Annotated in this window: 17 protein-coding genes and 3 pseudogenes; 2 read left to right on the top strand and 18 right to left on the bottom strand. The window is 63.5% G+C overall.

What is annotated here, in order from left to right:
- Positions 1-50: 50 nt before the first annotated feature.
- From LOY35_RS10480 to LOY35_RS10415, 14 genes and pseudogenes are all read right to left on the bottom strand, one after another.
- Positions 51-2,162, bottom strand: a complete 2,112-nt coding sequence (locus tag LOY35_RS10480; RefSeq protein WP_258632277.1) for an ATP-binding protein — start codon at positions 2,160-2,162, stop codon at positions 51-53.
- A gap of 137 nt (positions 2,163-2,299) precedes the next feature.
- A pseudogene (locus tag LOY35_RS10475) lies at positions 2,300-5,376 on the bottom strand (error-prone DNA polymerase).
- Positions 5,373-6,794 carry a DNA polymerase Y family protein gene (locus tag LOY35_RS10470; RefSeq protein ID WP_258632275.1) on the bottom strand — a complete coding sequence of 474 codons (1,422 nt, stop codon included), beginning with the start codon at positions 6,792-6,794 and terminating at the stop codon, positions 5,373-5,375. The pseudogene LOY35_RS10475 and the gene LOY35_RS10470 overlap by 4 nt, the downstream one beginning before the upstream one ends.
- 7 nt (positions 6,795-6,801) lie before the next feature.
- Positions 6,802-7,431, bottom strand: a complete 630-nt coding sequence (gene imuA / locus LOY35_RS10465; RefSeq protein WP_258632273.1) for a translesion DNA synthesis-associated protein ImuA — start codon at positions 7,429-7,431, stop codon at positions 6,802-6,804.
- Positions 7,431-8,048 (bottom strand): transcriptional repressor LexA, encoded by a 618-nt coding sequence (gene lexA / locus LOY35_RS10460; protein WP_258632271.1) that lies wholly within the window; start codon positions 8,046-8,048, stop codon positions 7,431-7,433. The genes imuA and lexA overlap by 1 nt, the downstream gene beginning before the upstream one ends.
- Before the next feature lie 151 nt (positions 8,049-8,199).
- A pseudogene (locus LOY35_RS10455) lies at positions 8,200-8,469 on the bottom strand (DUF971 domain-containing protein); the annotation flags it as partial.
- On the bottom strand, positions 8,466-9,428 hold the full coding sequence (locus LOY35_RS10450) for a HEAT repeat domain-containing protein (protein ID WP_258632268.1): 963 nt from the start codon (positions 9,426-9,428) through the stop codon (positions 8,466-8,468). The gene LOY35_RS10450 and the pseudogene LOY35_RS10455, both read right to left, overlap by 4 nt.
- A complete protein-coding gene (locus LOY35_RS10445) occupies positions 9,425-10,270 on the bottom strand; it encodes an ABC transporter ATP-binding protein (RefSeq protein ID WP_258632266.1) in 846 nt (281 codons plus the stop codon). The genes LOY35_RS10450 and LOY35_RS10445 overlap by 4 nt, the downstream gene beginning before the upstream one ends.
- Positions 10,270-11,052 (bottom strand): ABC transporter permease, encoded by a 783-nt coding sequence (locus LOY35_RS10440; protein WP_258632264.1) that lies wholly within the window; start codon positions 11,050-11,052, stop codon positions 10,270-10,272. Before LOY35_RS10440 ends, LOY35_RS10445 begins: the two co-directional genes overlap by 1 nt.
- Positions 11,053-11,180: 128 nt before the next feature.
- Entirely contained in the window at positions 11,181-12,584 is a 1,404-nt protein-coding gene (locus LOY35_RS10435; RefSeq protein ID WP_258632262.1) for an ABC transporter substrate-binding protein, read from the bottom strand.
- Positions 12,585-12,820: 236 nt separating this feature from the next.
- On the bottom strand, positions 12,821-13,066 hold the full coding sequence (locus LOY35_RS10430) for a ferredoxin family protein (RefSeq protein WP_003180418.1): 246 nt from the start codon (positions 13,064-13,066) through the stop codon (positions 12,821-12,823).
- A 24-nt stretch (positions 13,067-13,090) separates the two neighbouring features.
- Positions 13,091-14,836, bottom strand: coding sequence for a fumarate reductase/succinate dehydrogenase flavoprotein subunit (locus LOY35_RS10425; RefSeq protein WP_258632260.1), 1,746 nt, complete (start codon positions 14,834-14,836; stop codon positions 13,091-13,093).
- Positions 14,833-15,585, bottom strand: a complete 753-nt coding sequence (locus tag LOY35_RS10420; RefSeq protein ID WP_258632258.1) for a GntR family transcriptional regulator — start codon at positions 15,583-15,585, stop codon at positions 14,833-14,835. Before LOY35_RS10420 ends, LOY35_RS10425 begins: the two co-directional genes overlap by 4 nt.
- Positions 15,586-15,674: 89 nt before the next feature.
- Positions 15,675-16,715 carry an AraC family transcriptional regulator gene (locus LOY35_RS10415; protein WP_258632257.1) on the bottom strand — a complete coding sequence of 347 codons (1,041 nt, stop codon included), beginning with the start codon at positions 16,713-16,715 and terminating at the stop codon, positions 15,675-15,677.
- Positions 16,716-16,920: 205 nt separating this feature from the next.
- Between LOY35_RS10415 and LOY35_RS10410 the strand changes: the two genes are divergently transcribed.
- Positions 16,921-17,865, top strand: coding sequence for a transporter (locus LOY35_RS10410; RefSeq protein WP_408981212.1), 945 nt, complete (start codon positions 16,921-16,923; stop codon positions 17,863-17,865).
- Between the two features lie 188 nt (positions 17,866-18,053).
- Here LOY35_RS10410 and LOY35_RS10405 read toward each other — a convergent pair.
- The 4 genes and pseudogenes from LOY35_RS10405 to LOY35_RS10390 all read right to left on the bottom strand — a co-directional run bounded on the left by LOY35_RS10405 (position 18,054) and on the right by LOY35_RS10390 (position 22,498).
- Positions 18,054-19,261: pseudogene (locus LOY35_RS10405) on the bottom strand (DSD1 family PLP-dependent enzyme).
- 74 nt (positions 19,262-19,335) lie between these two features.
- A complete protein-coding gene (locus LOY35_RS10400) occupies positions 19,336-20,634 on the bottom strand; it encodes a D-arabinono-1,4-lactone oxidase (protein ID WP_408981251.1) in 1,299 nt (432 codons plus the stop codon).
- Positions 20,635-20,737: 103 nt separating this feature from the next.
- A complete protein-coding gene (locus tag LOY35_RS10395; protein ID WP_258632254.1) occupies positions 20,738-21,109 on the bottom strand; it encodes a cytochrome c5 family protein in 372 nt (123 codons plus the stop codon).
- A gap of 504 nt (positions 21,110-21,613) precedes the next feature.
- Entirely contained in the window at positions 21,614-22,498 is an 885-nt protein-coding gene (locus LOY35_RS10390) for a LysR family transcriptional regulator (protein WP_258632252.1), read from the bottom strand.
- A 118-nt stretch (positions 22,499-22,616) separates the two neighbouring features.
- On the opposite strand from LOY35_RS10390, the gene LOY35_RS10385 reads away from it, so the two are divergent.
- Positions 22,617-24,260, top strand: coding sequence for a GMC family oxidoreductase (locus LOY35_RS10385; RefSeq protein WP_258632251.1), 1,644 nt, complete (start codon positions 22,617-22,619; stop codon positions 24,258-24,260).
- Positions 24,261-24,378: the final 118 nt, after the last annotated feature.

Genomic DNA, 24,378 nt, shown 5'->3' with positions numbered 1-24,378 from the left:
ATTCGAAGGGACCGCAACGGCTTCGGTTCCATTTGTTTGCGGCAGTGCGCTCAGCCGCCGAGCACCGACCGGACCATACGGGTCAACGCATCCGGCCCATAGGGTTTGCTCAGCAGATGGGTATCAGGGCTCAGTTGATGGTTGCGGGAAATGATGTCCTTTGTGTTGCCTGACGTGAACAGTACTGGCACCGGCGGCGTCTGCACCTTGGCCCAGGCCGCCAGATCGGAACTCTTGATCAGGCCGGGCATGACCACGTCGGTGAAAATCAGGTCTATCTTGGCGCCTTCAAGCAACAGCTTCATGGCCGCATCGGCATTGGCGGCGGTGAGGGTTCGATAGCCGGACTGTTCGAGCAACTCCACCGATGCACTGCGCACCGCATCGTTGTCCTCCACCACCAGGATCGTCTCATGCCTGCCGGGCTGGGGCGTGTAGTCGTGGGTCTGTTCGCCGGCTTCAGGCTGGTAGCTGCGAGGAAAGTACATCTGCGCCCGCGTGCCCTTGCCCAGGTCGCTGGCGATCTCGATATGCCCGCCGCTCTGCTTGACGAACCCGAACACCATGCTCAGGCCCAACCCGGTGCCCTGGCCATCGGTCTTGGTGGTGAAAAACGGCTCGAAGACCTGATTGAGAATCTCCGGCGACATGCCTGCGCCACTGTCGATCACCGACAACCGCACATAGTCACCCGCCGGAATGCCTTTGCCGGCACAGGACGCTTCGTCGAGCATGATGTTCTCGCCCGCTATCCGGATGGTGCCTTCGCCGCCCATGGCATCGCGGGCATTGATCGCCAGGTTCAGCAGGGCATTTTCCAGCTGGTTGCGATCCACATGGATACACCAGGGCTCGTCGGGCAGGGTCACTTCGATCCGGATGGTCTCGCCCAAGGCCCGTTGCAGTAATTCCTCCAGGTCGTCATAGATGCGCCGGGGGTTGTAGACCGCCGGTGACAGCGGCTGGCGACGGGCAAAGGCCAGCAGTTGCGATGACAGCTTGGCGCCCCGCTCCACCGCCTCGATGGAAGCGCTGATCCTGCGCTGCACATTGGCATTGTCCGGCTCGTGTCGTGCCAGCAAATGCAGGTTGCCAGCGATCACTTGCAGCAGGTTATTGAAGTCATGGGCGATGCCGCCGGTGAGGCCGCCAATGGCTTCGAGCTTCTGCGACTGGCGCAACAGCTCTTCGGCCGCCAGCCGCGCCTGGACCTCATCGGCGACCCGCTGCTCCAGGTCACGGGTGAACCTGAGCAACGACGCTTCGGCGGTCTTGCGTTCGTTGATGTCAATCAGCACACCGGGGAAACGCAGGGGTTTGCCCAACGCATCGAACTCGCATTGACCGCTGGCCTGGACCCACAGGTCATCGTCCTCGGGGCGACGCACCCGGTATTCGGCATTGAAGGACGCCCCCGTGCGCAAGGTCAGTTCAATGCGTTGCTTGACCTCATCAAGATCATCGGGATGAACACGCTGACGGGCAATCTCGATGGGCAACGCCTCCAGCGGCGTGTCTGGCGGGTAGTCGAACGTGCGGGCGAAACGCTCGTCGCCGGACAAGGTGTCGGCCTGGATATCCCAGACAAACGAGCCCAGCAGTGGCCCGGCCGAAAGGGCCAGCTGGATGCGCTCATTGACGGCGCGATAGCTGCGTTCCGCTGCCTGGCGAGCCCGCTCGGACAGGACCAGTTCGGTGGTTTCCACGACAATCGCCAGCACGCCGGCCGGTGTCTGGTCATCGTCGGGCACGGGGCTGTAGAAAAGGTCCATCCACACATCTTCAGGCTTACCATCACGCAACAGGACCAGCTCCTTGTTGCGATAGGACAACGTGCCTCCGGCCAGGCACACGTCCAGTACGTGACGATTGAATTCGGCCACTTCCGGCCAACCCAGCTCTACCGCGCATCCCAACAGATAAGGGTGACGCCCGCCGGCGACCTCGGCGTAGGCATCGTTGTAGATCATGAAGCCCTGGCGGCCCCACAACATGACCATCGGCAAGGGCGAAGCGAGCAACACCTGGACGGCACTGCGCAGGCTGGCGGACCAGTGTTCGATAGGGCCCAGTTCGGTCTGGCGCCAATCGTACGCCCGGATGCGCCGGGCCATTTCACCGTCCCATCCGGGACATCCGTGAGGCTGGGATAAGAACTCCATGGGCGACTCTGAACCTCGAATGGCTACGGGGAATCGGCATATCGCGAGCCCCTTGTGCTCAGACCTTCGAGCGCGAGGTTGGCATTTGGTTTCATGGCGGCCAAGCCAAAGGCACCCGTGACCAGATGACAACAGGCTCAGCGAAAATCGCGGCTGCGCACGTTGATGCCCGCCAGCAACCCGGTCAGGTCGCTCAAGCGCCCGGCGATCAGATGACGGACTTCGCCGACGCTTTCCCAGCGCCCGTCGACCCGAAGCAATTGCGAACCCACCAGGACCTTGCGTTGGCGCTCCGCCAGGTCGCGCCAGACCACCACGTTGAGGTTGCCGAACTCATCTTCAAGGGTAACGAAGGTCACCCCACTGGCCGTGCCGGGGCGCTGGCGACCGGTCACCAGGCCGGCGACGCTGACGTTGCGGCCATGTTCCACCTCCTGCAACTCCCGGGAGCTGCGACAGCGTCGGGCACGCAGTTCAGGGCGCAGCAAGGCCAGCGGATGAGGGCCCAGTGTTGTGCCGAGGGTGGCGTAATCGGCGAACAAATCCTCTCCCAACGAGGGCTTGGGCAGATTTACCGACGGCTCTTCCTGGCTGGGCAGACCGGCAAACAGACCCAACTGTTTTTCCACACCGGCCACTTCCCAACGCGCGCGATGGCGATCACCGGCCAAGCCACGCAAGGCCCCGGCGTCGGCCAATTGCGCCTGGGCCCGGGCATCGAGTTGCGCGCGCTCGCCCAGGTCGGCCACGTCAGTGAATGCTCGCTGTCGGCGGGCCGCTTCGATACGCCGGGCGTCGTCTTCACGAAAGCCCTTGATCAGGCGCAAGCCCATGCGAATCGCCGGTTGCCGACCTTCCTGGGGTTCGAGACTGCAATCCCAATCGCTGGCGCGCACGTCTACCGGACGGATCTGCAATTGATGCCGGCGAGCATCCTGCAGGATCTGGTCCGGGCTGTAGAACCCCATGGGCCAGCTGTTGATCAGGGCGCAGGCGAACGCTGCCGGCTCGTGGCACTTGAGCCAACTGCTGGCGTAAGTCAGCAAGGCGAAGCTGGCGGCGTGGGACTCCGGGAAACCATAGTTGCCGAAGCCCTTGATCTGCTCGAAGATCTGCGCGGCGAACTCGGGGGTGTAGCCATTGCGCGCCATCCCCTCTGCCAGGCGCACACGGTGCGGTTCAAGCCCGCCGTGACGTTTCCAGGCGGCCATGGAACGGCGCAATTGGTCCGCTTCGCCGGGGGTATAGTCGGCCGCCACGATGGCGATCTGCATGACCTGTTCCTGGAACAACGGAATGCCCAGGGTACGCCCGAGCACTGTCTTCAATTTTTCCGAAGGATAGGTGACCTTCTCCTCTCCATTCCGCCGCTTCAGGTACGGATGCACCATGCCGCCCTGGATCGGCCCCGGGCGCACGATCGCCACTTCGATCACCAGGTCGTAGAAATCCTTGGGCCTGAGCCGGGGCAACATCGCCATCTGCGCCCGTGATTCGATCTGGAACACACCGATGGTGTCCGCCCGGCTGATCATCTCGAAAGTGGCGACATCATCCCTGGGCAAACCCGCCAAGGTGTATCGCTCTCCTCGATAGCGCTCGATCAGATCAAAACACCGGCGGATCGCGCTGAGCATGCCCAGGGCGAGGATATCCACCTTCAGCAGCCCGACCGCATCCAGGTCATCCTTGTCCCACTGGATGATGGTGCGCTCGGCCATGGCGGCGTTTTCCACCGGCACCAGGGTGTCCAGGGGCTGTTCGGAAATCACGAAGCCGCCGGGGTGCTGGGACAGGTGCCGGGGAAAGCCGATCAATTGCTGGGTCAGGCTCAGCACCCGGCGCAAGATCGGGGTGTCCGGGTCGAAACCGCCCTCGCGCAGACGCTCCACGGGTGGCGCCTCGTCGCTCCAGCGACCGCAACAGTCGGCCAACGCATTGACCTGATCCGGCGGCAGGCCCAGGGCCTTGGCAACGTCCCGCACCGCCCCGGCGCCGTGGTAACTGCTGACCACCGCCGTCAGCGCCGCGCGATGGCGACCGTAGCGCTGGAAGACGTACTGCAACACCTCTTCGCGGCGCTCATGTTCAAAATCCACGTCGATGTCCGGCGGCTCGTTGCGCTCCCGGGACAGGAACCGCTCGAACAACAGGTTGGTTCGGCTCGGGTCGATTTCGGTGATGCCCAGGGCATAACAGACCGCCGAGTTGGCCGCCGAACCACGACCCTGGCAAAGAATGTTGCGCTGGCGGGCAAAGCTGACGATGTCCTGCACCGTGAGGAAGTAGCTGTCGTAGCCCAGCTCGGCGATCAGTTCCAACTCGATGTCGATCTGCTGGCGAATCCGATCCTCCACGCCTTTCTTCCAGCGCTCGCGCAGGCCCCGTTCGGTCAGTTCCCGCAACCAAGACGTCGGATCATGCCCCTCGGGCACCAACTCCCGGGGTATTCATAGCGCAACTGTTCCAGGTCGAAGGTGCAACGCCGGGCGATTGCCAGGGTTTCATCGAGCAACCTGCGCGGATAGAGATCGGCCAGATCCTTACGGCTGCGCAGATGGCGCTCGCCGTTGGGGTGCAAGCGCTGGCCGGCCTCGGCCACCGTGACGTGATGCCGGATGGCGGTCATGGTGTCCTGCAAGGCACGACGACCGCGCACGTGCATGTGCACATCGCCCGTGGCGACGGCAGGCAGCGCCAGGCGTTCCGCCAGCGCCAACAAGTCGGCCAGGCGACGCCGGTCGTCCTGTCCGCAATGCAACTGCACCGACAGCCACAGGCGTCCGGCAAAGACCGACTGAAGCCAGCGGCCCTGCGCTTCGACGTCGTTGCCATCGGGCACCCACAGTGCCAACAACCCCGGCCAGGGCTCGTCGAAGTCTTCCCGCACGATGCGATAACGGCCCTTCTCGCTGCGACGGCGGGCGCGGGTGATCAACCGGCACAAGGCTTGATAGCCCTCGAGGTTTTCCACCAGCAGCACCAGTTTCGGACCGTTCTCGATCTGGATCTCGCTGCCGACGATCAACGGCAGGTTCAGTTCCTTGGCCGCTTGCCAGGCACGCACGATGCCGGCCAATGTGCATTCGTCGGTGATCGCCAGGGCCCGGTAACCTTGCTGGCTGGCCCGGCGACACAGTTCCAGTGCACTGGAGGCACCGCGCTGGAAGCTGAAATTCGACAGGCAATGCAGCTCGGCATAGTCGACGTTCATGCGAACCAGCCCTGCAACCACAACGGCCCGCCCTCGCCCACCGGTCGATAGGCCCAGCCCCGTTGTCCCGCACGGGTTTCGACCAGGTAGTAATCGCGGCGCACGTCGGCGCCGTCCCACCAGCCGGTCTCGATGCGCTCCGGGCCCATGAGGACGCGCGCCTGGCCTTCCGGCAACGCCTGGGGCTCGTCCAGCAGCCAGCCGGGACGCTGCACAGCGCTGCGCACCACACAGGCCTGGGGCCGGGGCTGAGGTGTCATCTGCCAGGCGCACTCAGGCCGATGGTCGTCGCGAAACCCCAGGCCCTGCACCGCGTCGTCCCCCAATCGTGCGCGCAACCGTTCCCGCAGTTGCTCCCAGGGCAAGGACTGCTGGGGACGCTCATCGAACAGCTCCAGGCGCTGAGGCACGAAACTCGGCAAGTCTTCGGCACACAAGCGAAAGCCGCGCACCGGCGCCTCGACCTGCACCTGCTCCAGACGGCCACGGGCCAGTTCGAAAAGCATCGAGGGGTCCCGTTCGGCACCGAGCAGGCCGACCTTGATAATCGTGTCCGGCAACCCGGCATGTTCCAGGTGCAGGTCAAAACGCTGCACGCCACTGTCGCGGCCGCACAGGAAGGCCGACAGGTCACCGGTCAACCGGCGTAACGGGAACAGCAGCGCCTGATGGGACTGGACGTCGTAGTTGAGTTCGATGCGCACATCGAAACGGTCCGGCGGCAGGTAGAACGACAGCGCCAGGGTGCGACTGCCGATCAATGCGTCGAGGTGCTTGAGGACCTGGGCTTCGAAGCGCCGTGCCAGCGTGTGCCGGGGCAAGGCCTGGACCTGCTCCAGGCAGCGCAACCCCATGCGCGACAACGCCGTGGCGACGTCGGCGGGCAGGCCGATCCGATCCACCGGCATCTGTCCCAGGCGTTGTTGCAGGCACTCGGCATCCGGTACCACCAGGGCGTCATGGGCATTGGCGAGCACCCGCGCCGCCACCGGGTTCGGGGCCGCGACGATGCGATGACGAAAGCCCAATTCCGTCAGTTCGGCCCGCAGCCGCGCCTCGAAAACCGGCCAGGGCCCGAACAGGCCCAGGCTCGACTCGATCTCGAACAGCACCGTGCGCGGGTAATGCACGCTGACCTGGGAGCTGAACCGATAGGCCCAGGCCGCCAGGAACTGTTGCCAGTGCTCGATCTGCGCGGCGTCATATTCGGCAGTGGCAAAGCCTTTGCTCAGGGCCTGGGCGGCGGTCATGGTCTGGCCGGGACGCAGGCCCAGGGCCCGGGCGGGATCGTTGACCGCTTGCAACACGCGACGCTGGGCCGGGCCGGTCAACAGCGCCAGGGGCTCCTCGGGATCGGGGCGCTGACGTAGCGCGGCGTCCAGCGCCAATTGCGGAAAGAGAATGCAGACCCAGCGCATCGCAACCTCAATGCCCTGTTGGCGTGGCGTGGGCAAAAGCAATCGGTGCCGAACGGACCAACCCACCACGGCATTTAAGCACGCGCAGTTGTCCGGGCCCGGCATCGATGGCGATGCGCAGGGCCGCTGGCGACGGATTGATGGCTTCCTGGATCGGCCGCCAGGCGAACGCCAGGGTCTGGCCGGTTTCCGCGGCCACTTGCAGGCGGCGCAAGGCACGATCGTCCACCTGGCGAGGCCAGCACAGGACCGCCCCGCAACTGCCCGAACGCAAGCATTGTTCGGTGGCCCACAGGGCATCGCGCTCATCGGCCCGGATCACCGACAATTGGCTCAGGTCCACCCCGGCGCCCTGCCAGGCCTGGGGATAGGGCACGAACGGCGGTGCCACCAGCACGATCCGTTCGCCTTGCGCAGACAATCGCGCCAGGGTCGGCCACACCAGTTGCAATTCACCCAGGCCCGGCGCGGCGAGGAGAATCTCTGTCAGCGCCGCTTCCGGCCAGCCACCACTGGGCAATGCCGCGTCCAGTGCGGCATGGCCGGTGGGTTGCGGGCTGGCGGCCGGAGGCGCAGGCCGGCCTTTCCAGACCTGGCCGCCATTGAATAGCGTATCCAGCGCAACGACCGCGCCCATCAGCCTTGCCTCAACAGGCCACAGAACACCCCTTCTATCGCCAGGTCCTGGTCGGCCTCGACGATGATCGGCTGATAGGCCGGATTGCGAGGCAACAAGCGCACCCGCTCGCCGACGCGCTCGAAGCGCTTGATGGTGACTTCACCGTCGAGCCGCGCCACCACGATTTGTCCGTTCGAGGCCTGGGGCGTGCGCTGGACACCCACCAGGTCGCCGTCGAGGATGCCGTCGCCGATCATCGAGTCACCCTGGACCCGCAGCAGATAGTCCGGCGCCCTGGTGAAAATCGCCGGGTCCAGCATCAGGCGGTCGTGGACCTCGGCATCGGCGCCGATCGGCCGGCCGGCGGCTACTCGCCCCAGCACCGGCACGTCGAGCAGCTCGGGACGCGGCGGCTGGTTCAGCAAGCGGATGCCCCGGGCCTGGTGCGGATTGACTTCGATAAAACCGGCTTCGGTCAACGCCAGCACATGCTTGCGCGCCACGCTGCGGGAGGCGAAACCGAACGCCTCGCTGATTTCAGCGAGGCTTGGAGGCTGACCCTGCTCGGCGATGCGTTCGCGGATGAAGGTCAGGATGGCGGCGCGGCGGGGTGTGAGAGTCGTCATGGAGTACATTTGTACTCCTGTCGGTTTTTTCTGACAAGCGCCGCCAGTCAGTTCACATTCCGGCAGTGTCGTCGCTATCGCGAGCAGGCTCGCTCCCACAGTTTCCGAAGGTGTTCAATGAAACTGCATCCATCCAGATACCCTGTGGGAGCTCAGTGTTCAGTCCAGCCAGGTAAGCCCACGGATAAATCCCGCGCTCATGCCCATCACTGAAGACCAGTTGGACCCCATACCCCTGGGCATTGACTTCAACCACCCGAATCCGCGAATCCACCAGGACCGCCAGCCCTTGCAGGCGAAACGCCCGGCACTGGGAGCATGGGCACTGGCGGCGCAGTTCGGCGTGGTCCAGTCGCTGTTCGCGACCATCGGGCCAATTCAAGCGCAATTGTCCCGTGCCTTGGGAATTGCCAATCGCCAGCGGATTCATCGCAACTGCTCCAGGGCAATGCGCACGGCTTTGCGCACTTCGGGGTCGCCATCGTCCTGGGCAGCCTGCAAGGCCGCAATGGCGCCTGGATCATGCAACTCCCCCAACGCCAGGGCCGCCTCCTTGCGCAGGTTGCTGATGGGATGCCCCAGGGTATCGATCAAGGACTGCAACGCTGGGGCGTAGCGCAAGCGGCCAAGGCTGCGGGTGGCCCGCAGGCGCACTTGCCAATAATCGTCAGCCAGCGCATCGATCAGGGCCGGGCCGGCCTCGCCGTGGCCGACCTTGCCCAAAGTGGTGGCCGCCTCTTCGCGCACCGACCAGAACGGGTCGCGCAACGCCCGGCACAGCGCCGGCAAGACCTGTGGGTCCGAAGCCAGGCCAAGGGCGCCGGTGGCCGCCCGGCGCACTTCGCTGTCCGGATCGTCACTGGCAAGCCTTGCCAGGGCCGGCAAGGCGTCGAGGCGCTTGAGCCAACCGAGCACCCCGACGGCCTCGCGGCGCACGCCGGCATCGCTATCGGCCAGGGCCGCGATCGCAACCGGTGCTGCGTCCACCAGGCGCAACTCGCGCAAGGCCCTGAACGCGGCGACCCGCACGCTGACATCCCCATGGGCGACCCAGGGCAGGATCACCCTCCCCGCCGCCTCGCTCTTGAGCAGGCTCAGGCTCTGTGCGGCAGCGCTCTGTACGGTTGGAGACGGATCGGTCAGGGCCCGGCACAAGGCCTCGACCACCGCCGCATCTTCCCAGGCCTCAAGCAGGCGCGCAGCTTCGGCCCGCACCTCGGCACTGGAATCCCGACCCAGGCGATCCACCAGCCACGACAGGCCTTCGGGCTCCTCAAGATCAGCCAGTTCAATCAAGGCAATACGGCGCACACCGGGATCGTCGTCAATCAGCCGCGGTTGCAGGAGGAGAATATCGTCGTTGTCGGTGCTTTCGAATAAAGAGGTCATAAGGCAAATCGCGGCAAGGAGGTTTCAGGAAGCCCGAGGGGATTGAGACGCGGCAATTGCCGGCCCTCTTCATGGCGCAGCAACTCGAGGCAGTGGCGTTTCAAACGGGTGAACTCGGGATGGGTCACCAGCTCCGTCGTGCGAGGCCGGGCAAAATCCAGCCGCAGGTCCTCGATGATCCGGCCGGGGCGCGGACTCATCACCAGCAAGCGGTCGGCCAGGAACAACGCCTCATCGATGTCATGGGTGACGAACACCACGGTGGTGCGGATGCGCGTCCAGATATCCAAGAGCAGTTCCTGCATGCGCAACCGGGTCAGGGCATCCAACGCGCCGAAGGGTTCGTCCATCAGCAGCAGCCGCGGGCGATTGACCAGCACCCGGGCGATTTCCACCCGTTGCTGCATCCCCCCGGAGAGCTGATCCGGCCAATGCCCGGCAAAGCCTTCCAGCCCCACCAGCGCCAGGATTTCATCGGCGGCGCGGTATCGCTCGGCCTTGCCGAGACCGCGCATCTTCAGGCCGAAAGCGACGTTGTCGCGCACACTGCGCCAGGGAAACAACGTGTGTTGCTGGAACACCATGCCCCGCTGGGGCGACGGACCGGACACCGGCACACCGTCGACATTCAGGGTACCGGCACGCGGTTGCAGATGCCCGGCCAAGGCGCCGAGCAAGGTGGATTTTCCGCAGCCGGACGGTCCCAGGACACAGACGAACTGGCCCGCTTCGAGCTGGCAATCGAGACCCTGGACGGCTTCGAACGCCTGGGCTCCCGTGCCAAGGACAATGGACAACTGGCGGATATCGATCCGCCCTTCGGGCGTTTGCATGACACTCATCAGGCTTTTCCTCGGGGTCGATGCCAAGGCGTGAACAACCCGCCCAGGCGCTTGATCAACACACTGCTGCCCATGCCCAGCACACCGATGAGCAGCATGCCGACCACGATGTCGGCGTAGTTCTGCACGGTGTAGGAAGCCCAGGTGTAGTAGCCGATGCCGTACTGGCCGGCGATCATTTCCGCCGTCACCAGGCAGAACCAGGACGTGCCCATGCCGATGGCCAGGCCGGTGATGATGCTCGGTGCCGCACCCGGCAGGATCACCTCCTGCAGGATCGCCCGGCGCCCGGCCCCCAGGCTTTTGGCCGACGCGATCAGCCGCCGGTCCACGCCTTCGACGCCATGCACGGTGTTGAGCAGGATCGGAAACAACGCGCCGGTGAAGGTGATGAACACCATCGACAGTTCCGACGAGGGAAACATCAGGATTGCCAGGGGAATCCAGGCCACGGCCGGGATCGGGCGCAGGACTTCCAGCGGCGGTAACAGCAGGTCTTCCGCCCATTTCGAACGACCGATGGCGAGCCCCACGGCCACACCAATCAACACCGCCGCGCCATAACCGGCAAAGACCCGGCCCAGGCTGCTACCCAGGTGCCGGGCGAGATTGCCCGATTCCCCCAGCCCAAGCGCGGCCTGGATCACGGCCAGTGGCGTCGGGACGTTGGCGAAGGTCACCAGGCCAAGATCCCAGTGGCCATTGGCGGCGAGTTGCCAGAACAGCAGGCAGAGCAGTAACGAGGCGGCTCGCGGGAGCCAGCGCAGGTAAGATCGATTCACAATGCTTCCTCTCGACCGAGATCCCTGTGGGAGCGAGCCTGCTCGCGATGGCGGTGTCCCTGTCACATCAATTCCAACTGATCTGACGCCATCGCGAGCAGGCTCGCTCCCACAGGTCATTTGGCAGGTTATCGGGTGGCTACGGCTTGGGCCGTGGCTTCGCTGAAATCCAGAACCCTGCCGCCCTGCTGCACGGCGAACTGCTCGGCCTGGCCCTTGAGCAGGAACGCACTGAGCCGGCCCTGGGCATCACTGGCGAACCACGCCTGCTCGGCCAGCAACTTGATCCCGCTGTCGCTGGCCTGGGCATAGACCGCACGGATGCCCTTGCCTTCCTGCTTGAGGCTCGCCAGGGCGGCGAAAGCCGATTGCGCCGAGGCGTAGTGACGTACTTTCGGCTCGCCACGCACCCAGATCTCGGCCACGCGGCTGAAGTCGGTAATCGCCTGCCCGGTCGAAGCATCGACGTCGCTCAACGGTGTCCGGGCGTAGTGACCCAGTTGTGCGTCGTAATCCAGGTTCGAGGCCTTGAATGCGGCACGGATGTACTGGTCATCGATGAACGTATTGAGGTCCAGGCCGCGATCGGCTTTTTTCAGCAGCTTGAGGGTGTCGATGGCGGTGCCGACGGCTTGCCGGTATTCCGGCTTCCAGGTCAGGTCACGGGTCTGCACGCCCAGCGGCCCGTGGAACAGATAATTGACCTCGGCATCGACCCCGGTAACCTGGGCGATCAGCTCGCTGTACTTCTCCGGCTCTGCGGCCAGCAACTGGTTGGCCTCGAGGGTTGCGCGCAAATATGCGACGACAATTTCCGGGTATTTCCTGGCGTAGGCCTGGTCCACCAACGCCCCATGGAACGTCGGCGCGCCGGCCTGGGCGCCGTCGTAGATCTTGCGGGCGAAACCCCGGCTGGGGAACAGTTCGGCGAACGGCACGAAGTCGGCGTGGGCGTCGATCTTGCCGGCCTGCAAAGCCGAGCCGGCGACTTCCGGCGGTTGGGCGATGATGTTCACATCCTTGAGCGGGTCCCAGCCCTGGGCCGCCACGGCACGCAGCAACATGCCGTGGGCAGTGGACGCAAATGGCACGGAGATCGTCTTGCCCTTCAGTTCGGCCAGGGACTGTACCCCGGACGCGCTGGGCACGACGATGCCATTGCCGCTGCCCTGGATGCTGCCCGACAGCACGCTGATGAACAGGCTGTGCTTGCCGGCGGTTTCGAATGCCACGCCGTTGAATGCGCCGGGGAAGTCGGCCATGGCACCGAAGTCGAGTTTGCCGGCGACCATCTCGTTGGTCAGGGGCGCACCGCTGGTGAAGTTCTTCCACTGGATATCGTACCGGGCGTCTTTATAGGCGCCGTCATGGGGCAAGTATTTGTCCAGCAGGCCCAACTCACGGATCAACAACCCGCCGGCGGCGCAGTTGATGGTGGTGTCCTGGGTGCCGATGGCGACACGGATGGTTTCTGCCTGGGCAGACAAGCTCAATGAAGCCAGTACCAGACCGGCCAGCGTTGCACGCAACATGGGGATTCCCCTCGAATCATGTATAGGAGGTTCGTCTCCGCCGTGATCTGTGCACGGTAGGAAACGAGGGGTGTTTTTGGATCAAGCGTCCGGGGGTGGCCGGATGGCTTTGTAGTGGCTGGGCTGGCCCCATCGCGAGCAGGCTCGCTCCCACAGTTTTCTTCAGCGTTCACAGATTCGGCGTACACCACACATCCCATGTGGGAGCGAGCCTGCTCGCGATAGCGGTTCTGATGTCAGCGCAGTAAGTAAGGAATCTCCACTTTCACGGCACCAGTCGGGCAGTCCTTTTCGCACGGCATGCAGTACCAGCATTCGTCGAATGCCATGTAGGCCTTCTGGGTGGCCGGGTTGATCGCCAGCAGGTCCATGGGGCAGACATCGACACATACGGTGCAACCCTTGTGGGCGATGCACTTGTCCTCGTCCACGGTGACGGGGGCATTGGAGCGGAAGAAGATTTCCTGGGGTTGATAAGCCATGGGCGTTCTCTCTGATTGGACGGTTCACGCCGCGTCGGCGCCGACCCGCAGCCGCTCGTAAGCCTGCAGTTCGTCGGCATCGAGGGCGATGATGTAGGGCTCGACCGCTTTCTTGAAGGAAGTCATCACGCCGTCGTCGCCCTTCTTCAGGTGACAATGGCAAAACCACTCACTGTCGTTGCGTTGCGGGTGATCGACCCGATAGTGGTAAAGCCCCCAACGGCTTTCGGCACGAAACAGCGAGGCCCGGGCGGCCATTTCGGCACAGTCGCGGATCACACTGACCTCCATGGCGCGCATCAGCTCGTGAGCGTTGTGGGCCTTGATCTGATCCAGGTCGCGCTGGATATCGCTGAAGCGTTGCAGGCCGATCTGCATCTTTTTAGTGACCTTCGGCGGTTGCAGGTAATCGTTGACGAAGCGCCGCAGCTTGTATTCCACCTGGGCTGGCGGCAGGCCGTGTTCGCGCGTAAGCGGTGCGTAGACGCGGGCCTTTTCCCGTTCGATCTGAGCGGCATCCAGCGCCGAAAAATCCCTTCCGGCCACGAAATCCGCCGCGTTGTGGCCGGCAAACCAGCCGTAGGTGAACGCCCCGAGCATGTAGTTGTGCGGCACCGCCGCCATGTCGCCGGCCGAGTACAGGCCCTTGACCGACGTCTCGGCCCGCTCGTTCACCCACACGCCCGAGGCCGAATGGCCGCTGCAGAAGCCGATTTCGGAGATGTGCATTTCCACCATCTGCGTGCGGTAGTCGGTGCCGCGGTTGGCGTGGAACTGGCCGCGGCTGGGCCGCTCGTTGCTGTGCAGGATGTCCTCGATGTTCTGGATGGTTTCCTCGGCCAGGTGATCGAGCTTGAGGAATACCGGGCCATTGCCGCCCTCGAGTTCCTGGTGGAACTCCCACATCATCTGCCCGCTCCAGTAGTCGCACTCGATGAAGCGCTCGCCCTTGTTGTTGGCGGTGTAGCCACCCAGGGGGCCCGTGACGTAGGCGCAGGCCGGGCCGTTGTAATCCTTGATCAACGGGTTGATCTGGAAGCATTCCAGGTTCGCCAGCTCGGCACCGGCATGGTAGGCCATGGCATAGCCGTCCCCGGCATTGGTGGGGTTCTCATAAGTGCCCATCAGGTAGCCGGAACTCGGCAAGCCCAGGCGACCCGCCGCACCGCAGCACAAAATGACCGCCTTGGCCCTGATCACATGGAAGTCGGCGGTGCGGCAATCGAAGCCCATGACGCCGTTCACCGCACCCTCGGCATCCGTCAGTAAGCGGGTGCAGACCAGCCGATTGGTGATACTCACCCGCGCCCGCTTCAACTGGCGATAGAGGACTTTCTTGATGTCGTGCCCTTCCGGCATCGGCAACACATAGGCGCCCATGTGATGGACCTTCTTCACCGCATAGTCGCCGGTTTCGTCCTTCTCGAACTTCACGCCCCAGCGGTCCAGTTGCGAGAGGGTTTCGAAACTGTGGGTCGCATAGGCGTACACCGCCGCCTGGTTGACGATGCCGTCGTTGGCGATGGTGATTTCCTTGGTGTACTGCTCGGGGGTCGAATGGCCGGGAATGATCGCGTTGTTCAAGCCATCCATGCCCATGCTGATGGCGCCGCTGCGTTTGACGTTGGCCTTGTCCACCAGCAGCACGCGCAAATCGCGGTTGCGCTCTTTGGCCTTGATCGCCGCCATGGGTCCGGCCGTGCCGCCGCCGATGACGACGATGTCGTATTCCTGTTCCAAAATGCTTCCAGTCACAGCGCTGTCGGTCATGCTTGTGTCCCTTTTTGCCGGTCGATCCGCAAGCGGTACTGGAAAGCATCGCCGCGGTAATAGAGGTGTTCGAAGTCCAATGGCCGGCCATCGGCGTCGTGGGTCAGGCGCTCGATGCGCATGATCGGCGATCCCGGCTCGACCTCCAGGGCCTGGGTCAAATCGCTGTCAGCCAGCACCGCATCGATGGCAAGGTCGGCGTGCCCCAGGGTCAAGGCACAGTCGTTTTCCAGGATCAGGAAAATGTCGCGGGTCACCAGGTCGGCTTTTTCCAGGCGTTCGCCAAGGGCCTTGGGCAGGTAAGTGATTTCCAGGGACACCGGCTCGCGATTGATCAGTCGCACCCGCTTGATCTGCGCCACCGGCTCCCCTTCGACCAAGCCCAGGCGCTCGGCCACTTGTTTATCCGCCGGAATGAATTTGAAACTGCGCAAGCGGTTGATCACCTCGAAGCCGCGCCCGGTCATGGATTCGGCCAGGCCCTGGAGAGTGCTGACGTTCTGGAACGTCTTGGGCTTGGCGACGAAGGTGCCTTTGCCGTGGATCTTGAAAATCAGCCCTTCCTTCTGCAGATCGCCGAGGGCCTGGCGCACGGTGATACGGCTCACGCGAAACAGCGTACCGAGCTCGCTTTCCGAAGGCATCTGGCTGCCCTGGGGGTATTCACCGTCGAGGATGCGGGCGCGCAACACGTCACGCAGTTGGGTGTGCAGCGGAACGCTGCTAAGGGCAAGTACATTGTCGGACATGGGCTGGATCACTTGTCATAACGAGTTATGACGTGATCTTAGGGAAACCGTCCAAGGCATGAGAAATACTGTTTGGACATAACCTTAGATTAGCGAGCGTCGACGCCCTCGCTGCGAAACGCGCTGGGGCTCATGCCGGTCCAGCGTCGGAAGGCCCGGCGGAAACTGCGCACATCGCTGTAGCCGACCTCTTCGGTGATGCGCTCGATGGACAGCTCGGGGTTGGCCAGCAAGCTCAGCGTCCGGCCGCGACGCACCTGTTCGAGCAGGGCCTCGAACGTCAGGTTGTGCTCGGTCAGGCGCCGTCGCAGGGTGCGGCTGCTCATGTTGAGGTCGCCGGCGATTTTCTCGATGTGGCTGCCCCGGGTCAGGTCCCGGGCAATCGCCCGCTCCACCGCCTGGATCAGGTCGATCTTCTGATGGACCTCGGCCGCTTCCTGGTCCAGCAAGGCCAATGCCTGACGCAGGGCCAGCGGGTGATGATTGGGCAGGCGCACGTCCAGCCAGCGGACATCGATCAGCATGCGGTTGTATCGGCAACCGAAGCGCACATCCGGTCCCAGGATCCGTTGATACTCCAGGGCGTAGGACGGCGCCGCGTGCATGAACTCCACGGCCTGAGGCCTGAAATCCGGGCCCGCCAGCGCTCGCCCATATACCATCAGACTGGCGAAGAACTCTTCGACCGCAAACACCTGGACCTCGGCGAAGGGCAAGCGGCAGGTCGCGTCGACCATGATCCGCTCAGCAGTCTCTTCGACACTGGTCACGGCGATGCCGCCGGTGGTGTGCTGGTAACGGATCCCCAGGGCGAAGGCATCGCGCAGGGTTTCGCACAGCGACAACACATGCCCCAGCAGACCCAGGGTGCCGAGCACGTTGCGGTCGCCGACCCACAGCCCAAGGCCCTGGTCCGGCAACAATCTGAGTGCCCGTTGAATCATGACCACGGCCTGGCGATGGGAAATGCGCTGGGCGGGATCCTGCAGATCATCGAGGCCGAACCCCAGGCCACGACACAGGCTGGCGGCGTCGAAACCTTTGTCCGCCACGACTTCGGCCAGGGTTTGCAGCAGGAATGGCGAAACCAGCGCCAGCTCATAGGTGGGGTCGATGACTTTCATCTGCATGGCGGGTTCCGGGGCACGTTAGGCGGCGTTTTTGTAACCGGTTGTTTCATAAACGTTAGCATGTCCCCATGGGAAGAGGGATGCGAAATCTGGCCGCCCAAGTCCCCTGTGTGGCCGCCAATACCCTGCCCTGCCGGCCGCGAACGGCTTATTTGTATGGCTCGGACCTTCGGTGTACCTCCAACAATAATAATGAGCGCCTCACATGAACCCGATCCGCACGACGTTCGCCTTGCAAATGACCCTGGGCCTGGCCTGCGGTTGCGCGCTACCCGCCCTCGCCACCGAGAACGGAGTCGACAACATCGGCCCCGGCACCGACGGCTTCTTCGTGTTGCCACTGGAAGTCGACAGCCTTCCGGACAACATGGTCGCGTTCAACCTCTACTACAACCATTACAAAGCCCGGACATTCAACATCAGCTCGTTGGGCGGCAAGGTGCCGGGGGTGGAGATCGAATCCACGGCGGTGATTCCGCGCATCGACTACCTGAGTCCGCTGCGATTCGCCGGCGGGCGCCTGGGAATCTATGTCGCCCAGCCCTGGATCAAGCAGGAAGTCGCGCTGTTCGGCATGAGCGACACCCGCGAAGGCATGGGCGATACCACCATCTCCCCCATTGTGCTCTGGGACATGGGCAAGAACCTGACCCTGGCCGCCGCCGTGGAAATCACCGTGCCCACCGGTGAATACAGCTCCGATCGACTGGCCAACACCAGCAACAATTTCTACACCTACAAGCCGCTGTTTTCCTTCACCTGGCTGCCCACGGAAAACACCGAGGTGTCGATGAAAACCACCTACAGCTTCAACCAGAAGAACAAGGACACCGACTACCGCTCGGGGCAGATTTTCCACTTCGATTATTCCGCCAGCTACCGGCTGACCGACAACCTGAGGGTGGGGTTCAACGGCTACTACCTCAAGCAGACCACCGATGACAAACAGTTCGGCCACACTGTGCAATTCGCCGGACAGGACGTGAACGATGGCGTGCGCGGCCAGGTCTTCGCCATCGGCCCGGCGCTGCACTTGACCTTCCTCAAGTACGCCAGCGCCGAGGTTCGCTGGGCCAAGGAATTCGACGTGGAGAACCGCCCCGAAGGCGAGATGCTCTGGGCAAAATTGAGTATTCCGTTTGAGTTATAAGCGCCTCCTTCACCGCACCTGTGGCGAGGGGATTTATCCCCGCTGGGCTGCACAGCAGCCCTAAAACCATCCAACTCGGTGTGTCAGGCAGATTGAGTCGACTGGGCGATGGGGCTGCTGTGCAGCCCAACGGGGATAAATCCCCTCGCCACAGGTAATCCTTTTTCCATAACTTTGTGTTGCCCCGATCAACCATAGACCGGCCACGTCTCGACAATCCGCCCCCCGCGCACCGCCAGCAGATCACCGAACTGCAACAGCACCGACTCGACCTGGGTCGGCCTCAGGAACACTTGGTCCTCCACCGCCAGCCCCACCGCCTCGGAGCCGTTGGCCATTTCCTGGTTGGAGCTGCGGCCATAGAGACTGTTGCTCTTCAGGCCGGGTGGCGATTCGAAATCGGCCATCCAGTTGCCACCGTAGAGGAAGAACGTCTCGCGCTGGTTCACATCCCACCAGGAAAAAATCCGCGACTTGTCGTCCAGCGCCGGAATGTTCACCGCGCCGGTACGCTTGAGCACCGGGGTCGCAATGTAGGCCGCCGGCACATGCTCGCTCAAGGAAGGCAAATCGTAATGACTGGGCTTGAGCATGGCCGTGCCCACCGACACTTCGCTACTCAGGCGTTCCTGTTCATGCAGACGATAACTGGGGCTGCCCGCGGTGTTGAGGGTCAGGCCCGGACGCCACAGGTCGGGGTAGTGCAACCGGACGAAATCCACCCGTGCGGTGTAGATCGCCATGACCCGCGCCAGCAGTGTTTCAGGGCTTGCCAACAGCTCCGGCACGCCCATGCCCACGAACGGGTCATAGCCCATGAAACCGGCGAACTCCAGTTGCGCCGGATGGGCACGAATCAGCTTGAGCATCGCGTCTAGAGCCGCGTCGTCGGCCACTCCGCCCCGGTGCAAGCCGACGTCCAGTTCGATGTTGACTCGCATGCACGTGCCCAGCCCTTGGGCCAGGGCCCGGTATTGCTGGACACGCTCGGGGTATCCAGCAGCCACTGCAACTGACGCGACGGGTCGAACGGCCCTTTGTGAAGCTGATAGAACAGCTCGGCGGAACGCACCGGCAGCGGTTTGCCCAGCAGGATATCGGCATCGGGGAACTGCATTGCATCGTAGTTGAGAAACGGCTGGTGAAACGACATCAACCGCCGGGTCTCGGCCCGCTCGCCGATGTATTTCAGCAACTGGGGCGAAGGCAGGGACTTCTCCACCAGTCGCAACTGCTTGCCCGCGCGCCGGACCGAAGCCTTCACTACATCGATGTTGTGATCGAGGCGATCCAGGTCGATCAGCATCACCGGGCGCATGGGGCCGTGGGCCTTGAGCTCGCGGTTCAATTGACGAAAATAATCACTGTATGGTCCGCCCCGGTCCTCCGGCCGCAGCCAGGCCCCGACACCGGCCAGCAACACCCCGGCGCCCAACGTGCCCTTCAGCAAACCACGACGATTGAAAGCCATCAGCTCACCCCCAGGATCGTTGAAAGATGCCCGTTCAGAAACTTCCCAGAGGGATCCAGGGCCTGGCGCACCTGGGTGAATTCGTTCCAGCGCGGGTACAGTGCCTGCAGTGCCCTGGCGTTCAGCGAGTGCAATTTCCCCCAGTGCGGTCGGCCCTGGTATTTCCAGAAGATCGGCTCGATGGCGGCGAAGAAATTGTGGTGGTCCATCTGGTAATGCTGGTGGACGGAGATCGAACAACAGTCCCGTCCTTCGAACATGCTCAAGGCGATGTCGTCGGCCTTCACGTAGCGATATTCGATGGGAAACCAGCTCCGCAGGTTCTTGTCGCGGATCAGCGCGAGGATCTCCCGCAGGCACGCCGGCCCCTGCTCGGCCGGCACGGAATACTCCATTTCATTGAAACGCACGGTGCGGGCGTTGGCGTAGATGTCATGGGAATCACCGACCCGGTCGTCGAAGTCGGCCACCAGTCGCAGGGTGTTGAGCAACGATCGACGGATCGCCGGAAAGTCGCTGCCGTACTTGTCGAGTTTCTCGATCAGGGTGACAAATTCGTTGCCGCCCTCCTCCTCGGGACTGATGGGCGGCGTGGCCGGATCGGTGGTTTCGTTCAGGGTGATCGACAACGCATAGTCGGAGTGGGTGACCACCTGCATTTCCCAGTGCTGGTTGTCCCGGGTATTGGTTTCCACGTCTTCCAGCAACTCTTCGGTTTTCGCCACCCATTGGCGCTCGCGCAACCGATAGGCGGCGCGGTTCTGCAAGCGCACACGGGTCACCAACCCCAGCGCTCCGAGCGACACACGCCCCGCCTTGAACACTTCGGGATGGCGGTTGGCATCACAATCGAGCACCTCGCCGCTGGCCGTCACCAGTTGCAGGCCGACGACTTGGGAGGCATACGAGCCGAAGGCTTTGCCGGTGCCGTGGGTCGAGGTGGCGATGGCGCCGGCCAGGGTCTGATAGTCCACGTCGGCCATGTTCGGCAATGCCTGGCCGATGGCTTTGAGCGCCGGGCCCATGCGCGACATCGGCGTGCCGCCGCCGAACTCGGCTTGCAGGCTGGCCGCGTCATGATCCAACAGGCCGTTGAAAAAACTCAGGGACAGCAAGGTTCCATCGGTGGGCACTAAGGCGCTGAAGGAATGACCGGAACCCACCGGACGGATCCGCCCTTCGGCGCGGGTTATCACTTGCACCAGTTCGTCGAGGTCTTTGGGCGCCAGGCGCGCGGCCGGCAGGCAACTCTGTGCACCGGACCAGTTGCGCCACGGGATCAAGCGCGGCGCACGCATCAGGTCGGCCACGGCGCCCTGGCCGCCGAGCGCCGTGAACGCGGCAACCACACCGGCCCGCTGCAGCCACTGGCGTCGTGAGTAGTCCATCGTCATGCCTCCGCTACTGAAATTGTTGGCCGGACATGAAGGCGATCAACGCCAGGAACTGCTCTTCGGAACAGTGCATGCACAAGCCCATCGGCGGCATGCCGTTGTAGCCGTTGATCGCGTGGTCCAGCAGGGTGTCGGCGCCCTGGGCCAACCGCGGCGCCCAGGCATTCGCGTCACCGGTCAGGGGCGCCCCGGCGCCGGGGTTGGCATGACAGAGCTTGCAGCTGCTGTCGTAGACCTGGGCCAGCGCCGCATCGGCGGGCATGGCATTGACGGTCGCGGTCGCGGGCGGCTTGGTCTCTTCGCCGCATCCGGCGAGCAGCGCGCCAAGCAGCGTGAGGGTCGCGATGTGAGACAGGACAGAAGGAATGCTTGCCGACATAAGGCCCTCTCGGCGGCGCATGGGTACGCCATTCTTGTTGTGGGTCTGGCAGTTCCCACCTTAAGGCACGCCGGCGTGTCGGCTTGAGGTCATTGGGGGCCAGAAAAGGGGCTTGGGCGGCCACCGGAATATCAGCTTCATGATGCACTTGTGGCGAGGGGATTTATCCCCGCTGGGGCGCGAAGCGGCCCCCTGTGTTCGGCCTGATACTGCAGAGGCAGATGAATTTTGGGGGCGCTACGCACCCCAGCGGGGATAAATCCCCTCGCCACAGATAGATCCCCTCACCACAGATAAATCCCCTAGCCACAGAGAAATCCCCTCACCACAGATAAATGCCCTAGCCACAGAGAAATCCCCGCACCACAGATAAATCCCCTAGCCACAGAGAAATCCCCTCACCACAGATAAATGCCCTAGCCACAGAGAAATCCCCGCACCACAGATAAATGCCCTAGCCACAGAGAAATGCTTTGCACAGATCCATGCCCATCCTATGCAGAATCAGGGCAACAATGCCCCCTGCTCCCGCTCGCACAACTGCACCACGTAATCCCACAGCACCCGCAGGCGCACGGATTTGTGCAGTTCGCGACGGGTGCTGATCCAGTAGCTGCGGCGCAGGGTTTCGTCGGGCAGCAAAGGCACCAGCGCCGGGTCGTCGCTGGCCATGTAGCACGGCAGCACGGCGATCCCCAGGCCCGAGCGTGCGGCTTGTTGCTGGGCGATGACGCTGGTGCTGTGGAACACCACCCGGGGGTTGCGGCAGAAGCTGTTGAGGAACATCAGCTCCTGGCTGAATAGCAGGTCATCGACGTAGCCGATCCAGGCATGACGGGCCAGGTCTTCGCGACTGCGCAGCGGCGGCGAGCGATCCAGGTAAGCCTGGCTGGCGTACAGCGCCAGGCTGTAGTCGGTGAGTTTGCGGGTCACCAGCAGGTCGGCCGAAGGGCGTTCAAGATGAATGCTGATTTCCGCCTCGCGGTTGAGGATGCTGACGAATCGCGGTACCGCCACCAGCTCCACTTCCAGTCCCGGATAGCGCTGGAACAATCCGTCCATGCGACTGGCCAGGAACATGATGCCCAGCCCCTCGGTCACCCCCAGGCGAATCTTGCCCAGGGGCGCGCTGGACTGGGTGATGTCCTCCTGGGCCAGCAACGCCACGTTCTCCATGGCCTCGGCGTGCTTGAGCAGCGTCTCGCCAGCCGGGGTCAGTTCATAGCCCTGGGCGTGCTGGACGAACAGCGCGGTCCCCAGGCTTCTCTCGATGGCTTCGATGTGCCGGGCCACCGTGGCATGGGTCGTGTTCAGCCGCCGCGCCGCGGTCAGCAGGCGGCCGCTGCGTTGCAGCTCGAGAAAATAACGCAGGTCATTCCAGTCGAACATGAACGCTCCTTGCACATCACTGTTTATAAACGAGCAGCCGTTGCGCAAAAACTAACATTCTTTTAACGAAAACTAACAACTAGGATGGGACAGACAAAAACAAAAAATGAGGTCGCGGATGCAACCTGTCGTCGATGAATACGATTACGTGATCGTGGGCGCCGGCCCCGCCGGATGCCTGCTGGCCAACCGGCTGTCAGCCGATCCTAAGCATCGGGTGCTGCTGCTCGAAGCCGGCGGACGCGACAACTATCCATGGATCCACATCCCGGTCGGCTACCTGTTCTGCATCGGCAACCCACGCACCGACTGGTGCTTCAAGACCGAAGCGCAACCCGGCCTGCAAGGGCGCGCCTTGAGCTATCCGCGCGGCAAGGTACTGGGCGGCTGCTCCTCCATCAACGGCATGATCTACATGCGCGGCCAGGCCGCGGACTATGACGGCTGGGCTGCCGAGGGCAACGCCGGCTGGGCCTGGAAAGACGTGCTGCCACTGTTCCGGCAAAGCGAAAACCACTTCGCCGGGGATTCCGAACTGCATGGCGCCAGCGGCGAATGGCGGGTCGAACGCCAGCGCCTGTCATGGCCGATCCTCGACGCCTTCCGCAACGCCGCCGAACAGAGCGGCATCGCCAATGTCGACGACTTCAACGGTGGCGACAATGAAGGCTGCGGCTACTTCCAGGTCAACCAGAAAGCCGGCGTGCGCTGGAATGCGGCCAAGGCTTTTCTGAAGCCGGTTCGCCAGCGCGCCAACCTCACCGTCCTCACCGAGGTCGAAGTCGACCGCGTGCTGCTGCGCGATGACCGGGCCCAAGCCGTCAGCGGCCGTTGGCAAGGCAAAGGCATGACTTTCAAGGCGCGCAAGGAAATCGTCCTGTGCGCCGGCGCCATCGGCTCGCCAGGGATCCTGCAGCGCTCCGGGATCGGTCCGCGCAACCTGCTGCAGCGCTTGGGGATCGGCGTGGTGCATGAACTGCCGGGCGTGGGCGGCAACCTGCAGGATCACTTGCAACTGCGGCTCATCTACCAGCTGGAAAATACCCGGACCCTGAACCAGATCGCTGGCACATTGTGGGGCAAGATGGGCATGGGCCTGCGCTACCTCTATGACCGCAGCGGCCCCCTGTCCATGGCGCCCAGCCAGCTCGGCGCGTTTGCCCGCTCGGGACCTGAGCAGTCCTCGGCCAACCTCGAATACCACGTGCAGCCCTTGTCCCTGGAACGCTTCGGCGAGCCCCTGCACAGCTTCCCGGCGTTCACCGCATCGGTCTGTGACCTGCGCCCGCAAAGCCGTGGCCGGGTAGACATCCGCTCGGCCGACCCGCACGAGGCGCCGCTGATCCAGCCCAATTACCTGAGCCATCCCGAAGACCTGCGGGTCGCCGCCGACGCCATCCGCCTGACCCGACGCATCGTCGCCGCGCCCGCCCTGCAAGCGTTCAAGCCAATGGAATACCTGCCAGGCCCCAGCCTGCAGAGCGAAGAAGAACTGCATCGGGCCGCCGCCCGCATCGGCACGACGATTTTCCATCCGGTGGGTACCTGCCGCATGGGCCAGGACGGCGATGCGGTGGTGGACGCGCAACTGCGGGTCCACGGCATCAAGGGCCTGCGCATCGCCGACGCCTCGATCATGCCGCGCATCACCTCGGGCAATACCTGCTCGCCGACGCTGATGATTGCCGAGAAGGCGGCGCAGATGATGCTTGCGACGAACGCTACGAACAACATCGTTGCAAAGGAGCCTGCCACAGCCTGAAGACAACCAAATCCCTGTGGGAGCGAGCCTGCTCGCTCCCACAGGGAACAGCAGTCACTCAAGGAATGCGTCAAAGCAGGAGATGCCAGTCCGGCATCGACAGTGGAACAACAAAAAC

It is taken from the genome of Pseudomonas sp. B21-028 (genome assembly GCF_024749045.1).
Taxonomy (GTDB): Bacteria; Pseudomonadota; Gammaproteobacteria; order Pseudomonadales; family Pseudomonadaceae; genus Aquipseudomonas.
This window is presented reverse-complemented; position numbering and strand designations above follow the sequence as displayed.

What these genes read in the sequence shown, in the direction of transcription:
- LOY35_RS10480 (WP_258632277.1), bottom strand. Translation starts at nt 2,162, where the DNA reads ATGGAGTTCTTATCCCAGCCTCACGGATGTCCCGGATGGGACGGTGAA.
- LOY35_RS10470 (WP_258632275.1), bottom strand. Translation starts at nt 6,794, where the DNA reads ATGCGCTGGGTCTGCATTCTCTTTCCGCAATTGGCGCTGGACGCCGCG.
- imuA (WP_258632273.1), bottom strand. Translation starts at nt 7,431, where the DNA reads ATGGGCGCGGTCGTTGCGCTGGATACGCTATTCAATGGCGGCCAGGTC.
- lexA (WP_258632271.1), bottom strand. Translation starts at nt 8,048, where the DNA reads ATGTACTCCATGACGACTCTCACACCCCGCCGCGCCGCCATCCTGACC.
- LOY35_RS10450 (WP_258632268.1), bottom strand. Translation starts at nt 9,428, where the DNA reads ATGACCTCTTTATTCGAAAGCACCGACAACGACGATATTCTCCTCCTG.
- LOY35_RS10445 (WP_258632266.1), bottom strand. Translation starts at nt 10,270, where the DNA reads ATGAGTGTCATGCAAACGCCCGAAGGGCGGATCGATATCCGCCAGTTG.
- LOY35_RS10435 (WP_258632262.1), bottom strand. Translation starts at nt 12,584, where the DNA reads ATGTTGCGTGCAACGCTGGCCGGTCTGGTACTGGCTTCATTGAGCTTG.
- LOY35_RS10430 (WP_003180418.1), bottom strand. Translation starts at nt 13,066, where the DNA reads ATGGCTTATCAACCCCAGGAAATCTTCTTCCGCTCCAATGCCCCCGTC.
- LOY35_RS10425 (WP_258632260.1), bottom strand. Translation starts at nt 14,836, where the DNA reads ATGACCGACAGCGCTGTGACTGGAAGCATTTTGGAACAGGAATACGAC.
- LOY35_RS10420 (WP_258632258.1), bottom strand. Translation starts at nt 15,585, where the DNA reads ATGTCCGACAATGTACTTGCCCTTAGCAGCGTTCCGCTGCACACCCAA.
- LOY35_RS10415 (WP_258632257.1), bottom strand. Translation starts at nt 16,715, where the DNA reads ATGCAGATGAAAGTCATCGACCCCACCTATGAGCTGGCGCTGGTTTCG.
- LOY35_RS10410 (WP_408981212.1), top strand. Translation starts at nt 16,921, where the DNA reads ATGAACCCGATCCGCACGACGTTCGCCTTGCAAATGACCCTGGGCCTG.
- LOY35_RS10400 (WP_408981251.1), bottom strand. Translation starts at nt 20,634, where the DNA reads ATGCGTGCGCCGCGCTTGATCCCGTGGCGCAACTGGTCCGGTGCACAG.
- LOY35_RS10395 (WP_258632254.1), bottom strand. Translation starts at nt 21,109, where the DNA reads ATGTCGGCAAGCATTCCTTCTGTCCTGTCTCACATCGCGACCCTCACG.
- LOY35_RS10390 (WP_258632252.1), bottom strand. Translation starts at nt 22,498, where the DNA reads ATGTTCGACTGGAATGACCTGCGTTATTTTCTCGAGCTGCAACGCAGC.
- LOY35_RS10385 (WP_258632251.1), top strand. Translation starts at nt 22,617, where the DNA reads ATGCAACCTGTCGTCGATGAATACGATTACGTGATCGTGGGCGCCGGC.